This window comes from Nitrospirota bacterium, assembly GCA_016214855.1.
Taxonomy (GTDB): Bacteria; Nitrospirota; Thermodesulfovibrionia; order Thermodesulfovibrionales; family UBA6898; genus UBA6898.
In genome coordinates this window covers 21,931-37,129 of the sequence record JACRMT010000017.1, presented here as the reverse complement: position 1 = coordinate 37,129, position 15,199 = coordinate 21,931, and the positions used below count along the sequence as shown (strand labels likewise).

The window sequence follows — 15,199 nt, the reverse complement described above, 5'->3', positions numbered from 1 at the left end:
CTTGGACCTGCACGGAAGGATGCCCCGCCATGTGGGCATTATCATGGACGGCAACGGCAGATGGGCTGAGCTGAGAGGGCTGCCGCGCATCGAGGGCCACCGCAGAGGCGCAGAGCGGTCACGCGAGGTGATCGATCTGTCCATTGAGCTCGGTATCAACTGCCTGACCCTTTACGCATTTTCTACCGAGAACTGGCAGAGGCCCAAGGAAGAGGTCTCCATGCTCATGAAGATCCTGGAGTACTACCTGAAAAATGAATTTGAGGCTCTCATAAAAAAAGATGTCGTCTTCAGGGCCATTGGCGAGACCTGGCGCCTGCCCGAGAACATTCAGGACCTGATCAGGGAGACAGAGTATAAGACAAAGAACAATAAAGGGCTGAACCTTGTGGCTGCGCTCAGCTACAGCGGCAGGAGTGAGATCATCAGGGCTGTCAGAAAAGTGATGAACTCCTGCACGAACCCGGCTGAACTGCATGAAGAGGATTTTGACGCATATCTTGATACGGCAGGACTTCCCCAGCCCGATCTGATCATCAGGACGAGCGGCGAGCGGAGGCTCTCGAACTTTCTGCTTTGGCAGGCGGCGTACGCAGAGCTCTATTTTGCAGATACGCTCTGGCCTGACTTTGACCGGGAAGAGTTCATGCTTGCGATCCAGGACTTTCAGGGAAGAGAGCGCCGCTTCGGCAAGATCTCCGGGAGGGTCAGTGCATCTTAAGCGTCTGCTCGTAGCTCTTATCCTTGTCCCTGTTCTGTACCTTTATACCATGTACCTGCCTCCGCAGTATTACCTGTTGCTGATAACTGCAGTCTCGACGGTCGCTCTTGCAGAGTTCTATGCCATCGCGGGCATTGGCAGCCATCTGAAATACTCGGGCCTCTTCTTCGGTGCAGTGATCCTGACCATGCAGTTCTTTGCAAGACAGCTTTTTTCTGAGGCCCTCTTTATTGCGGTTCTGACGATGCTGACCCTGCGGCTTTTTCTGAAAAGAGATGCTGCCGGTTCTGTCCGGGAGGCGACAGCCGCCGTATTCGGGCTTCTGTACATCCCGGGACTTCTGTCGTTCCAGCTTGATATTATCAAGGCCGGGGCCCCGCTTCTGGTAATGCTCTATGCTGCTGTATGGGGTTCTGACAGCATGGCTCTCTATGTCGGCAAGAGCATCGGCAGGAGAAAGCTCTATGTCGAGATGAGCCCGAACAAGACGGTCGAGGGAGCAGTCGGTTCTTTCATAGGCGGTCTCATCGGCGTCCTGCTTATTAAATTTACTATCCTTGCTGTAATGCCGCTCTCCTCGGCTATTATCTTAGGGCTTGTTGTCAGTTTCACGACGATCCTCGGCGATCTTGTTGAGTCCATGTTCAAGCGTGACGCCGGCGTAAAGGATTCGAGCTCCATTGTGCCGGGGCACGGTGGTTTTCTGGACAAGATCGACAGTGTCACCTTTGCCGGCCCTGCCTTCTACTGGACCTGCCTTTTTCTGAATGTGATCGGATAAGTTCCGCATCTCCGAAGCACCTGTTGCAAAAATCTTCTCTTGAAACATCCTCTTATATGAAAGCAACATTCTTTGGCTATAATGGCGAAAAAATAAATGGTTGAAAAAAATTATGGAAGAAGGATAAGATAACGCCGTTAAGAATAAATAACGATGATAAGGAATCTGCATGGGTATTAAGGAAAAACGCGCAAAGAATAAAGAGGAATTTCGCCGGGAGATCCTCAATGCAGCCCGGGAGCTTTTTATTAATGAGGGGTACGAAAAGTTCTCGATGCGCAGGCTTGCCGAAAAAATAGACTATTCTGCCACCACCATCTATCTTTATTTTAAAGACAGGGACGATCTGCTCTTCGCCATCTGTGAAGAGTTCTTTGAGCATTTTTCTTCACAGCTGAACCATATCAGGTCGGTTTCTCAGGACCCTGTCGAGACTCTGCGTCAGGCCCTGCTTTACCTCATAGAATTCGGCCTTAAAACCCCCAATCAATACAAACTGATCTTTTTCACGAAGAGCGTTTACGGGACCCGTCAGGAATTGGTCGAAAAGGAATCCATGGCGAGAAACACGTACTTCGTGTTTAAAGAGATCGTGCAGGACTGCATAGACGCCGGGAAACTGCGGGAGATCGATGTGGATGTCATAGTCGATACCCTCGCAATTGCTTCCCACGGGGTAATAGCGAAGAATATTTATTGCGCAGGTTTTTCGAAGGATAGATGCGAACTTGTAGCGCATACGCTGGTCGATGTATTGCTGCGGGGATTACAGAAGTAGATTTGTCCTGCCGGCATGGAGACCGGAGGTCAGGATCAAAAAAAGAGCGAACTGATTTTTATTACAGAAATTTGGAGGAATCGAATATGTCATTTCCAAAGATGTGCAAACAGCCTCTACGCAGAGCCCGAATAATTGCTGTCATCGGCATACTTGCCGCATGCCTTGTCCTGACCGGTTGCGGGAAAAAGAACGCAACAACCGGCCAGACGCCGGCAGGTCCCCCGGAAGTGGGGATAGTGGTGGTCAAACCGCAGCGTGTTGTGCTTACCACGGAACTTGCCGGCCGCACCGCTGCCTTCTTTATCGCCGAGATCCGTCCGCAGGTCGGCGGCATCATTCAGAAACGGCTCTTTACTGAGGGTGCGGATGTCAAGGCCGGCGAGGTGCTCTACCAGATCGACCCTGCTTCGTATCAGGCTGCGTATAACAGCGCAAAGGCCCTGCTTGCAAAGGCTGAGGCCAATGTCATCCCTGCCCGGCTGAAGGCCGGGAGATATAAGGAACTGGTGCAGATCAATGCGGTAAGCCGGCAGGACTACGACGATGCCGGCGCGGCGCTTAAGCTGGCAGAGGCTGATATCGAGGCCGGCAAGGCCGCAGTCGAGACCGCGCGCATCAATCTGGCATACACCAGTATTGCTGCGCCCCTTTCCGGAAGGATCAGCAGGTCGTCGGTGACAGTGGGGGCTCTGGTATCTGCGAATCAGGGCGCGGCTCTTGCAACGATCCAGCAGCTGGACCAGGTCTATGTCGATGTTACACAGACAAGTGCTGAAATGCTGCGTCTGAAGCAGGCCCTTGCGAGCGGCCAGCTTAAAAAAGGAGCTGCCGGCCATTCAAAGGTGAAACTGATCCTCGAAGACGGCTCACCGTATCCGCTGGAAGGTTTGCTGAAGTTCTCGGAAGTCACGGTAGATCAAAATACCGGTTCTCTCACCCTGCGTACGGTTTTTCCCAATCCGAAGCATACGCTGCTGCCCGGAATGTACGTTCGCGCGATCATTGAAGAAGGCATACATGATCAGGCGATCCTTATTCCTCAGCAGGGCGTGACCCGTAATCCGACAGGCAATGCCATGGTGATGGTGGTAGGGGCAGAAGACAAGGTGGAGCCGCGTGTCATCAAGGCCGCAAGAACCGTTGGCGACAGCTGGCTGGTCAGCGAAGGACTGAAGACCGGAGACCGTGTCATCCTTGAAGGACTGCAGAAGGCCCGGCCCGGCACACCGGTCAAGACCGTTCCTTTCGGCAGCAAGGTGGAAGGAACTTCAGCTGCTGCGCCGAACGCACCGGCAAAAAAATAAAGGAGATCCTTCATGCCAAGATTTTTTATAAACCGTCCCATCTTCGCCTGGGTCATCGCCATCATGGTCATGCTGTCCGGACTTCTGGCGATCAAGAAACTGCCGGTCTCCCAATACCCGCCGATCGCGCCGCCGCAGATAGCCATCAACGCGGTCTATCCGGGCGCCTCGGCCCAGACCGTCCAGGATACGGTCACCCAGGTGATCGAGCAGAAGCTCAACGGTATCGATAACCTGATCTATATGTCCTCCACCAGCGACTCGGCCGGGGCCGTGTCGATTACCCTGACCTTCAAGGCCGGCACTGACCCCAACATCGCCCAGGTGCAGGTGCAGAACAAACTGCAGCTTGCGGTACCGCTCCTGCCCCAGATCGTCCAGCGGTCCGGGATCCAGGTGGTCAAATCCACCCGAAACTTTCTGCTGATCGTCGGTCTGGTGTCGGAAGACGGCTCGATGGACAGGAACGCCCTGACCGACTATATGGTCTCCAGCCTTCAGGACATCATCAGCCGCCTGGAGGGGGTCGGTGAACTGCAGCTGTTCGGCACCCAGAACGCCATGCGGATCTGGCTGGACCCGTCCAAGCTGAATAATTACCACCTGACCACCAATGAGGTGATCGCGGCATTGCAGGCCCAGAACGTCCAGGTGTCTGCCGGTCAGTTCGGCGCTGTCCCCGCACCCAAGGGACAGCAACTGAACGCTACCATCAATGCCAGGGCCCTGCTGCAGAACACGGAGCAGTTCGATGCCGTCATCCTGCGTACCAATCCGGACGGCTCCACGGTAAAGCTGAAGGATGTGGCCGAAAGCAGGATCGGCACTGAGAACTACGAGGTTCAGTCATACTACAACGGCAAACCCTTGGGCGGCATGGCGATCAGACTTGCATCAGGCGCCAACGCCCTTGAGACCGGCGAACGGGTCAAGGCCAAGATGGAGGAACTGTCCCGGTATTTTCCGCCGGGTATGAAGGTGGTCTATCCTTACGACACCACACCGTTTGTCAGGATCTCGATCGCGGAAGTGGTCGAGACCCTGATCATAGCGGTATTCCTGGTCTTTATCATCATGTTCCTCTTCCTGCAGAACCTGCGAGCAACGCTGATCCCGACCATTGCGGTCCCGGTGGTGCTCCTGGGGACCATGGGCGTGCTGGCTGCTGCCGGTTTTTCGATCAACACCCTGACCATGTTTGCACTGGTCATAGTGATCGGCCTGCTGGTTGACGATGCCATTGTTGTTGTCGAGAATGTGGAACGTATCATGTCCGAGGAGGGGCTTTCACCGCATGACGCCACCATCAAGTCGATGGGGCAGATCACCAGCGCGCTCTGGGGCATTGCCACGGTGCTGACTGCGGTGTTTTTACCGATGGCCTTTTTCGGCGGTTCCACCGGCGTTATCTACCGGCAGTTCGCGATCACCATCATCTCTGCAATGATCCTGTCTGTGTTCGTGGCGATGATCCTGACCCCGGCGCTCTGCTCCACCCTGCTCAAACCGATCCAAAAAGGCTGTCATCCGGGTGATTCCGGCTGGTTAAAATCGTTTTTCTGCTGGTTTAACAATTGGTTCGACCGCAGAAGATTACAGTATGAAGGAATTGTAGGCCGCTCCTTTGGCAAGCCGGTACGCTACCTGCTGGTTTATGGCGTTATCGTGGCTGTCATGGTCTGGTTCTTCCTGCATCTGCCCACCTCGTTCCTGCCCGATGAGGACCAGGGGTTCATCATCTGCCAGGTCCAGCTGCCGGCAGGCGCCACCCAGGAGCGGACCATCCAGGTCATACGCCAGTTGGAGAAGCACTTCCTGGAGCAGGAGAGCAAAACAGTAGAAGGTGTCATAACCGTGGCCGGCTTCAGTTTTGCCGGTCGCGGCCAGAATATGGGACTGGCATTTGTCAGGCTGAAGGACTGGAAGCTGCGCAAGACCCCGGACCTGAAGGCGCAGGCCGTTGCAGGCCGTGCCATGAAGGCCTTCTCCAAATTTCGCGACGGCCTGGCCTTTGCCTTTTCGCCTCCTGCAGTGCTTGAACTGGGTGTGGCTAATGGCTTTGACCTGCAATTACAGGATAGAGGCGGTCTGGGGCATGAGAAACTGATGGAGGCCCGCAATAAGCTCCTTGGCATGGCCATGAAGAATCCGAAACTGATCGCGGTGCGGCCCAACGGCCAGGATGACTCCCCGCAGTTCAAGCTGGATATCGACGACGTGCGTGCCGGTGCCCTTGGGATATCCCTGGCTGACGTCAACAGTGTCCTTTCGACTGCCTGGGGGAGCACTTATGTAAACGACTTTATCCAAAACGGCAGGGTCAAGAAGGTCTACCTCCAGTCTGAACCCCAGTCGCGCATGCTGCCGGAGGACATCAACCGCTGGTATGTGAGGAATAAGAGCGGCGACATGGTGCCGTTTTCAGCCTTTGCCACTGCGCGCTGGCAATACGGCTCGCCGCGGCTGGAGCGGTACAACGGTATTCCGTCTGTCGAGATCCTGGGGCAGGCAGCCCCCGGCGTGAGCACCGGCGAGGCGATGGCCGAAGTGGAGAAGATGGTGGGCGAGCTGCAGCCCGGGATCGGGTACGAGTGGACAGGACTCTCGTATGAAGAAAAGAATGCCGGCGCACAGGCGCCGGCGCTCTATGCGATCTCGCTCCTGGTCGTATTTCTCGCAGTGGCAGCCCTGTACGAAAGCTGGACCATTCCCGTAGTGAACCTGCTGATGCTGCCGCTGGGGCTGGTCGGCGCGGTGACTGCGGTCAAGCTGCGCATGTTCCCCAACGACGTCTATCTGCAGATCGGCCTTTTGACCACCATCGGCCTTTCGACCAAGAACGCCATACTGATCATTCAGTTTATCAAAGAGCAGATGCATCAGGGACATGAGCTTGTCGATGCAACCCTGGCTGCGATCAGGATCAGGCTGCGACCGGTCATCATGACCTCCCTGGCCTTCTTCTTCGGCACGCTGCCGCTGGCACTGACCAGGGGAGCGGGTGCTTCAGCCCAGAATGCAATCGGCACCGCTGTCACCGGCGGACTGCTGTCTGCTACGTTCATCGACCTGATCTTTATTCCCTTTTTCTTTGTGATGGTATCACGAATGTTTGGCCGGAAAAAACATAAACCGCAGGCAGCAGCGCCTGCTGATCCCGCAACTGCGGAGGGACAATAATATGAAAAGACTATTGAGAGTATCTCGCAAAATGAAATATTTGAACATAAAATCCCTCCTCACCTCCCTTTTTCAAAGGGAGGAATTACCCCTCTTTGGCAAAGAGGGGCGAGGGGAGATTTTCTTTGGGCTCCGTGCTGCAGTTGTTGCCTTTGTCCTGCTCGCGCTCTCTGCCTGTACCATGGCTCCGAAATATGCACGTCCGGATGCGCCAGTACCGGGTGACTGGCCGGGCGGACCGGCTTACAAGGAGAGCAAGCTGTCTGACAGGGCTGCTGCTGATATCAAATGGCAAGATTTCTTTATGCAGGAGCAGCTGCAGAAACTGATCAGCCTTGCATTGGAGAATAACCGCGACCTGCGCGTGGCTGCGCTGAACATTGAGAGATCACGGGCTTTGTATAGGATCCAGCGCGCCGATCTCCTGCCGACCGTGAATGCGGCCGCCAGAGGGATCGAACAGCGGGTCCCTGCAGGCATCTCGTCCACAGGTCAGACCATGAACGTGCATCAATACAGCGCTGACCTCGGATTCAGCTCCTATGAACTCGATCTTTTCGGCCGCGTGCGAAGCCTTAAGGACAAGGCACTGGAGGAGTATTTCGCGACAGAGGAGGCACGCCGCAGTCTGCGGATCAGTCTGGTGTCAGAGGTTGCAGGCATATACCTGACCCTTGCTGCTGATAAGGAACACCTGCAGATCGCGCAGGATACTTTGGCAAGTCAGCAGACTTCGTATAAGCTTATCAAAAGCCGCTTTGAAGCCGGCGCGTCATCCGAGCTGGATCTCCGTCAGGCGCAGACAAGCGTTGATGCAGCCCGTGTGGACATTGCCCGTTTCACCGGCCTTGTAGCCCAGGACCAGAATGCACTGGCGCTCGTGATCGGCTCGCCCGTACCGGCTGACCTCATACCTGCAGGCCTCAGTGAGATCACTGCGCTGAAAGAGCTCAACGCCGGCCTTCCGTCTGATGTACTGCAGCGCCGCCCTGACATCATGCAGGCTGAGCACCTTCTCAGGGCTGCCAACGCCAACATCGGAGCAGCACGTGCCGCGTTCTTCCCGCGTATCACTCTCACGACAAGCGTTGGTGTTGCGAGCCCCGAGTTGTCGGGTCTTTTTCATCATGGGACCGGCGCATGGAGCTTTGCGCCGCAGATCACTCTGCCGGTCTTCGACACCGGGAGGAATCTGGCCAACCTGAGAGTTACGGAAGTCGACCGCGAGATCTCCCTTGCCCGGTATGAAAAAGCGATCCAGGTCGCATTCAAAGAGGTGTCAGATGCTCTGGCGCAATTTGGAACGCTTGGCGATCAGATGGAGGCGCAGCAGTCTCTGACTGATGCAGCTGCCGCCAGCTACCGTTTATCCCAGGCGCGTTACCGCAGCGGCATAGCAAGCTACCTCAACGTGCTGGACGCGCAGCGCTCGCTGTACAATGCACAGCAGGGGCTGATCTCGGTCCGTCTTTCCCGTCTTATCAACCTGGCAACGCTCTATAAGGTACTGGGAGGAGATGCCGGGGAGTAAGGGGGGCCTAAGACAAGATCGAGAGTGTCAACTTTGCCTGCCCTGTATTCTGCCGGTGCTGCCTTTTCCTGAATGTGATCGGGTAGTTCAACAATGCTCAGGTTTTTGGGACAGCCGGCATATTTTGTAGTAGAATGGAGCATAAGCAAGGAGGTGCCGAATGCATCGCATTGTTGAAGTAAAACCGCTCGACAATTATAAGGTATGGCTCAGGTTCAATGATAGTGCGGAGGGAATCGTTGATCTCGGCGATGTTGCGGGTAAGGGGGTTTTTTCCGCGTGGAACGATCTGTCGGTATTCAGGGCTGTTTTTGTAAATCCTGATACGCATACAATAGCCTGGCCCGGCGGCATAGATCTTTGTCCCGATTCCCTTCATGCTGAACTTACGGGTAAAGGTATTTTGACGGCAACGCATGCCTGAACTGAGCAGATTTTTCGGGATCGTAATTTACCTATACTTCAGAGAGCACAACCCGCCTCATTTTCATGCCGTGTATGGCGAAGAAGAGATCCTCATCGAGATACCTTCCCTGAGTGTCATTACCGGCAACTTGTCGCCTCGTGCCCTTGGCCTTGTCATGGAATGGGCATCAATGCATCAGTCTGAGCTTCTGAAGGCCTGGGAGCAGGCCACGAATCATCAGATGCCGGACAAAATCGAACCACTGAAATAGCAAAACCCAGGACATCCCTTGGGGGAGGTCCTGGGATATGATGGACTTCATGGAGGGGACTATTCAATGCATGCTGATCGCCGAAAGCTGTTGGCTAATTGCCTATGTGTATAGCGGAACTGATGCTATTCAGTATAAAAATGGGGTTTCAGTTCGCTTTCGGCGACGTAGCGGGACGCCTGCCTGTAAATGGCCTTGAGAGTTCCCTTATCGAGATGAGGGTGATTAGGGATGGTGAGCGTCTGCCGGGAGCCGTCGGCGAGGATTTTTGCTGCCTTGATGTGACTGCCTTTCTGTCCGGCAACGACGAACCCGAAGAGCAGAAGTATGCCTATGACGTCCTGACCAGACAGGACTTTAAGTTTAGGCATGCACCGGTGAGTCTATTTCCAGGTTCGCGAGAATTGACGGATGAGGCGCAATGTCGAAATCAGCCAGGTCTTCGTCTTCGAGATGAAGCTCCAGGGCTTCTTTCAGATTGGCAACCAGTTCATCGAGTGTCTTTCCCTGTGTTACAACCGGCAGATCGGTACACTCTGCCACGTAGTATTCATCCCCTTTGTACATATGGACCTGTATTATCTTTTTCATGCTTAAGTTATATCACCGCAGCATTGGCGAAGTCAATCAGCTGTGCAGAGGGAAAGCACAGGTTGGCAGCTTAAAGAATGACGACAGAGAGTTGGTTACATTATGAAACCAGCTGAATGTTTCTGGAAGGCACGGAAAGACCTGGAGAAGAAGGGGCAAGAAGGTTGTCTCGAAAGAGAACTATCTGACGACTCCTCAGGCTGTGAAGAAGCTGAGAACTCAGAAGACGTAGGACATCCCTTGGGGGTGGTCCTGTGATATGATGGACTTTATGGAGGGGAATATTCAATGCATGCTGATCGCCGATATCTGATGGCTATTTGCCTATTTATCAAGAAGCTAAGAACTGAATGCTGAACGCTGATTGCTTATTTGCAGATGGCCGGGTGTATTCCCTGAGGGAGCATCTAGAAGGAACGGCTGAATCAGGAGTTATAAATGAATGACCTCTTCATAGCCCATCGTCGGACACACGACGGGGAGGAACAAACTGTAAGTGAACATTTGATGAACACTGCGGTAATTGCGCGCTGCTTGGCTGGCAAGCTTGGCATACCTGAGGCGGGGGAGTTACTTGGTTTGCTTCATGATTTTGGCAAGTACAGCAGACAGTTTCAGGCTTACATCCAATCGGCAACCGGAATACTGAACCCCGATGCAGATGATGATTACGTCGATGCCGTGACACTCAGGGGCAAAATTGATCATTCAAGTGCCGGAGCACAGTGGATATGGGAAAACTTTCGCCGATATGGTCAGCAGGGGGAACTGGTAGGGCAAATACTTGCGCTCTGTCTTGCCTCTCACCATGGTGCTGGATTGATCGATTGTTTGAAGCCGGATGGGGTAAATGGATTTGTTGCCAGGATACGCAAGGCCGATGCAAAAACCCATCTGCAGGAGTGCATGGAGTCTGTAGATCCTGAGGTTTTAAAGAAGCTTAACCTTCTTGCTACACCGGGCCTCATTCAAGAATGTTCGCAACAAATTCTCAAGTTGGTTGATCCCGGTAAATATCAATCCATGATCGTCAGGCATTTCGGTATTGGTCTGTGGACTCGTTTCTTGTTCAGCTGCCTGATTGATGCGGACAGAATTAACAGCGCCGATTTTGAAAACCCGGGCAATGAAAGTTTGCGGTCGCAGGGGCGTGCTAACTGGCCGGTTGCCATTGAACGCCTTGAAACCAAGCTTACTAACCTACCAGTCCGGCATGACATCGACACCATCCGCAGGTCTATCTCGGAGCGGTGCAAGGAAAGGGCAGTTGATCCGCAGGGGATTTATACCTTAACCGTGCCAACCGGTGGCGGCAAAACCTATTCCAGCATACGTTACGCCCTGCACCATGCCCAGAAGCACAGCCTTGATCGCATCATCTATATCATCCCTTATACCTCGATCATCGAACAAAATGCCCAGGCCATTCGCGACTTGCTTGAGGTTGAGGGTGACAAATACCCCTGGGTGCTCGAACATCATTCTAATCTTGAGCCGGAACGACAGACCTGGCGAGACAAGCTCATTTCCGAGAACTGGGACGCACCGATCGTTTTTACCACCATGGTCCAGTTTCTCGACACCCTCTTCAGCGGGGGAACGCGCGGGGCCAGGAAGATGCACCAGCTGGCAAGATCGGTTCTGATTTTTGATGAGATTCAGACCTTACCGATCAACTGCGTCCATCTTTTCTGTAATGCTGTAAATTTTCTTGTTTCAGAGGCTGGCACCACGGTTGTCCTTTGCACTGCGACGCAACCGTTGCTCGATAAGTTGAAATCACCCGACAAAGGGCAACTGGCCATTCCTAAAGGAAATGAGCTGGTCGAAAATGTTGTCGAATTGTTTGAACAGCTCAAAAGAGTGGCAATCAGCAACAAGGTCCGTCCAGCTGGATGGACAGAATCCGAGTTGACCGAGCTGGCTGTCGATGAATATGAACAAAAGGGGAGTTGCCTCGTCGTAGTCAATACCAAAAAGTGGGCGCAACTTCTGTTTGAGTCGTGCAAAGACAAGGTCGAGGCAGGTAGCCTGTTCCATCTCAGTACCAGTCTCTGTCCGGCCCATCGTAAAGTGATTCTGGACCAGGTTCGGCAACGATTGGACGATGAGTTGCCCGTAATGTGTATCAGCACCCAATTAATCGAAGCAGGAGTGGACGTGGATTTTGCCTCGGTGATCCGCTTTCTGGCCGGTATGGACTCCATTGCCCAAGCGGCCGGGCGCTGCAATAGAAACGGCAAATTGCCGCAGGCAACCGTGCATGTCGTCAACCCACGGGAAGAGGCAATTGATATGCTCCACGATATCAAGGAGGGCCGTGATAAAGCCTTGCGGGTCTTGTCAGAAAAAGGTGATACCGATTTGATAGACCCTGAAGTAATGTCTCTCTATTTCTCCTATTACTTTTACAGCCGGGCGGCTGAGATGGATTATCCGGTCTCCCCCCGACAAGCCGGACGACAGGATAGCCTATTGAGTCTTCTCAGCGACAATCGCCGGAATATTGCAAGAACAGAGCCGCTGCAACTCAGACAATCCTTCGGCACAGCAGGAAAGATTTTCCAAGCGATTGACGCCCCGACTCAGGCAGTCATCGTCCCTTACGGAGAGGGCAAGGAAATTATCACCGGTCTCTGTGCGGCGTTTGAACCGACAAAAGCACATCAATTGCTAAAGAGAGCGCAGAAATACAGCGTCAATATGTTTCCAAATGTTATGCAGAAATTGAAGGAAGCTCAGGCTGTGAGGCCTGTCCAGAAAGGAGCGGAAATATATTATCTCGACGAGCGGTATTACAGCCGGGACTTCGGCTTATCCACCGAAGAGATCGGCCCAATGGAATTTCTAAACGCTTAGGGAGGAAATCGAATGAAGAACGACATCAGTTTCCGGCTATGGGGGCGGTATGCGCTGTTTACCGACCCTGTTACCAAAATCGGCGGGGAGAAATGCTCCTATCATGTCCCTACCTATGAGGCCATTAAAGGGGTGCTGAAATCCATTTACTGGAAACCAACGATCATCTGGCACGTTGACAAGATTCGGGTCATGAAGCCCCTGCGCACACAGACCAAGGGCACGAAACCACTGGTCTGGGGCGGTGGCAATAGCCTTGCCATCTATACCTTCCTTCATGATGTGGAATACCAGGTCAAAGCCCATTTCGAATGGAATGAACAGCAACCCGCCCTAAAGAAAGATCGGATCGACGGCAAGCATTTCAGTATCGTCACAAGGATGCTTGAGAAAGGTGGGCGGCAGGACATCTTTCTCGGTACCCGTGACTGCCAAGGATATGTCGAACCCTGTGTCTTCGGTGAGGGTGAAAGCCCATATGATGGCATTGACGAGCTCAGCTTCGGCCTGATTTTCCACGGTTTCGACTACCCGGATGAAACCGGTACGAATGAGCTACACAGCCGGTTCTGGCATGCCGTTATGAGGAAAGGCATTATCGAGTTTCCGAGGCCGGAAGAGTGTGAGGTCCAGCGGTTCGTTCGCGAGATGATTCCCAAGGAATTCGGTCTGGAGAAGAACGTTCTCCCCGTAGATCAGGAAGAGGCCCGGTTATGAGCTGGCTCGCAAAGTTGTATGAAACCTATGAGGCTGTCTCCACGAACGACGAAGTAAATGACTCGTTAGAACCGTTTTACCACAAGAACGAACAATGCCATATAGAAATCATTCTTGATGGAGAAGGGAATTTTGTAAGGGCAGAGTCTCTTGTCCATGAGGTCACTTACGGCAAGCAGGCTTATTGGAAGGGGAAAGAAACACTTATCCCAATAACCCCAAAGAGTTTAACAGGGCGTACGAATGGGCCTGCCCCCTATCCCTTAGCGGAGCAAATCCAATATGTCGCAAAGGATTACCCTGATTTCGGAGGAACTAAGGCATCATATTTTGAGAAGTATTACGAGATTCTTGATTCATGGGCGTCCTCTCAATTCACTCATCCCAAAATTGAAGCGGTAAAAAAATATGTTGCAAAAGGTACTGTAGTTCGGGATTTGCTTTATGCAGGAATTTTGTTCTCATATGAAGATGACGGAAGCAAAATACTGATTAACAACTGGGCAAAACAAGGGCCTTTCGGAAAAGACTCGAAGAAAAAACAAGCAAAACCACCACTACTCAACGCAATTAGTGGCGGTGAGCAGGGAAATGCAAAGATTCGCTGGCGAGTGCAACGTCTTGGAGAACCGGCCGACCAAACCTGGGGCGATTCTGCCTTGATAGAGAAGTGGCAAGCTTTTTCAGCGGATAGGAATCAAGAAAATGGCATATGTCAGCTCCTGGGGAAGGCAAGCTTCATTGTGGATAGTCACCCAAAAGGAATCATCAAAAAAATCAATGACGCAAAATTGATTTCCGTGCCAACCGATTCCACCTATTTAACCTTTAGCGGGCGGTTTACTGAAGCGGATCAAGCATGTGCACTTTCATTCGAAGTGAGCCAAAAAGCTCACAATGTATTGCGATGGTTGATTGCCAGACAAGGATATCAAAACAGAGAACAGGCAATTGTCGCATGGGCTGTCTCGGGGAAGCCGATTCCTGAACTTATGGAAGATATTTGGGTTGCATTGCATCAGGAAGTCGGACTGTCTACTGAAGTCAGGATAGACGAGCCCGTAATAGATCATTCAATTGATGCCGGACAATCTTTCGCTCTACAACTCAACAATTACATAAGAGGTTATTCAGCAAACTTAAAGCCCTCGGAATCTATTATCGTCTTAGCACTTGATGCTGCGACTAAGGGAAGGTTATCAGTTACGTACTATCGAGAGCTGATGGCAAGTGAGTTTTTCGAGAGACTTGAAGAGTGGCATACCCAGTTTGCCTGGCCTCAGCGGCATACAATCGAAGTCCCAAGTTCAAGAGAGGGCAAGAAACCGGTCAGCAAAATAATTTGGCCAGTAAGTTCACCCGCCCCGAGGACCATCACCGAGGCTGCCTATGGCGACATCCTGAAAAGCAATGACGTCCTGAGGAAGAATCTTCATGAACGTATTTTGCCGTGCATTATTGATGGCAGGCCTTTTCCTCGCGATATTTTGAATGCGGCTGTCAGGCGCGCCAGTAATCGTAATAGTTGTGAACATTGGGAATGGGAGAGAAATTTAGGCGTTGCCTGTGCCCTGTATCGCGGGTTCTACGGGAGACATCCGAATAATAATCAAAGGAGGACATATGCAATGACACTGGAACAAGACAGAACCACACGGGATTACCTTTATGGTCGTCTTTTGGCCATAGCGGAGCGAACTGAAGAGATGGCCATGATTATTGCTGATGAAAAGCCACGGTCAACAGTAGCCAGCAGGCTTATGCAACGATTTGCCGATAGGCCATTTTCAACATGGCTCAATATTGAAAAGGGAATTGTCCCATATCAGGAACGACTAAAGAACAATATAGCGCCACTGGCCGATGCGTATAAGAGATTGCTTGATGATGTGTGTGACGCATTTGATGTCAATGAATTCAAATCAAAAGAATCCTTGTCCGGTGAATTTTTGTTAGGTTTTCATTCCCAGCGAAAGTGGTTCAGGGAATTCAAATTAGAAAAAGGGAAGTGGGTGCGAAAAGGGCAAGATGAAGCTATTGAGCTTGATAATAAATAA

Annotated in this window: 13 protein-coding genes; 11 read left to right on the top strand and 2 right to left on the bottom strand. The window is 52.4% G+C overall.

The window, feature by feature from the left end; translation table 11 throughout:
* Window positions 1-19: 19 nt before the first annotated feature.
* The 8 genes from HZB62_14310 (at window position 20) to HZB62_14275 (ending at window position 8,975) form a co-directional block, all read left to right on the top strand.
* Complete coding sequence (locus HZB62_14310) at window positions 20-721, top strand: isoprenyl transferase (GenBank protein ID MBI5076323.1); 702 nt, start codon at window positions 20-22, stop codon at window positions 719-721.
* Window positions 711-1,502, top strand: a complete 792-nt coding sequence (locus tag HZB62_14305; protein ID MBI5076322.1) for a phosphatidate cytidylyltransferase — start codon at window positions 711-713, stop codon at window positions 1,500-1,502. Before HZB62_14310 ends, HZB62_14305 begins: the two co-directional genes overlap by 11 nt.
* 169 nt (window positions 1,503-1,671) lie before the next feature.
* Window positions 1,672-2,280 carry a TetR/AcrR family transcriptional regulator gene (locus HZB62_14300; protein MBI5076321.1) on the top strand — a complete coding sequence of 203 codons (609 nt, stop codon included), beginning with the start codon at window positions 1,672-1,674 and terminating at the stop codon, window positions 2,278-2,280.
* 101 nt (window positions 2,281-2,381) lie between these two features.
* Window positions 2,382-3,587: an efflux RND transporter periplasmic adaptor subunit gene (locus HZB62_14295; protein MBI5076320.1), complete on the top strand. Its 1,206-nt coding sequence runs from the start codon at window positions 2,382-2,384 to the stop codon at window positions 3,585-3,587.
* Between the two features lie 12 nt (window positions 3,588-3,599).
* The gene (locus tag HZB62_14290; protein MBI5076319.1) at window positions 3,600-6,767 is read left to right on the top strand and encodes an efflux RND transporter permease subunit; all 3,168 of its coding nucleotides are present in this window, start codon (window positions 3,600-3,602) and stop codon (window positions 6,765-6,767) included.
* 31 nt (window positions 6,768-6,798) lie between these two features.
* Window positions 6,799-8,298: an AdeC/AdeK/OprM family multidrug efflux complex outer membrane factor gene (gene adeC, locus HZB62_14285; GenBank protein ID MBI5076318.1), complete on the top strand. Its 1,500-nt coding sequence runs from the start codon at window positions 6,799-6,801 to the stop codon at window positions 8,296-8,298.
* 160 nt (window positions 8,299-8,458) lie between these two features.
* Entirely contained in the window at window positions 8,459-8,722 is a 264-nt protein-coding gene (locus HZB62_14280; protein MBI5076317.1) for a DUF2442 domain-containing protein, read from the top strand.
* A complete protein-coding gene (locus HZB62_14275) occupies window positions 8,715-8,975 on the top strand; it encodes a DUF4160 domain-containing protein (GenBank protein ID MBI5076316.1) in 261 nt (86 codons plus the stop codon). The genes HZB62_14280 and HZB62_14275 overlap by 8 nt, the downstream gene beginning before the upstream one ends.
* 125 nt (window positions 8,976-9,100) lie before the next feature.
* On the opposite strand, the gene HZB62_14270 is transcribed toward HZB62_14275, so the two are convergent.
* The gene (locus HZB62_14270; protein MBI5076315.1) at window positions 9,101-9,346 is read right to left on the bottom strand and encodes a type II toxin-antitoxin system HicA family toxin; all 246 of its coding nucleotides are present in this window, start codon (window positions 9,344-9,346) and stop codon (window positions 9,101-9,103) included.
* Entirely contained in the window at window positions 9,339-9,566 is a 228-nt protein-coding gene (locus HZB62_14265; GenBank protein ID MBI5076314.1) for a type II toxin-antitoxin system HicB family antitoxin, read from the bottom strand. Before HZB62_14265 ends, HZB62_14270 begins: the two co-directional genes overlap by 8 nt.
* Window positions 9,567-10,004: 438 nt before the next feature.
* Between HZB62_14265 and cas3 the strand changes: the two genes are divergently transcribed.
* From cas3 to cas8c, 3 genes are read left to right on the top strand one after another with little or no spacing between them, the layout of a single operon-like run.
* Window positions 10,005-12,425 (top strand): CRISPR-associated helicase Cas3', encoded by a 2,421-nt coding sequence (cas3, locus tag HZB62_14260; GenBank protein ID MBI5076313.1) that lies wholly within the window; start codon window positions 10,005-10,007, stop codon window positions 12,423-12,425.
* A gap of 12 nt (window positions 12,426-12,437) precedes the next feature.
* The gene (gene cas5c, locus HZB62_14255; protein MBI5076312.1) at window positions 12,438-13,142 is read left to right on the top strand and encodes a type I-C CRISPR-associated protein Cas5; all 705 of its coding nucleotides are present in this window, start codon (window positions 12,438-12,440) and stop codon (window positions 13,140-13,142) included.
* A complete protein-coding gene (gene cas8c / locus HZB62_14250; GenBank protein ID MBI5076311.1) occupies window positions 13,139-15,199 on the top strand; it encodes a type I-C CRISPR-associated protein Cas8c/Csd1 in 2,061 nt (686 codons plus the stop codon). Before cas5c ends, cas8c begins: the two co-directional genes overlap by 4 nt.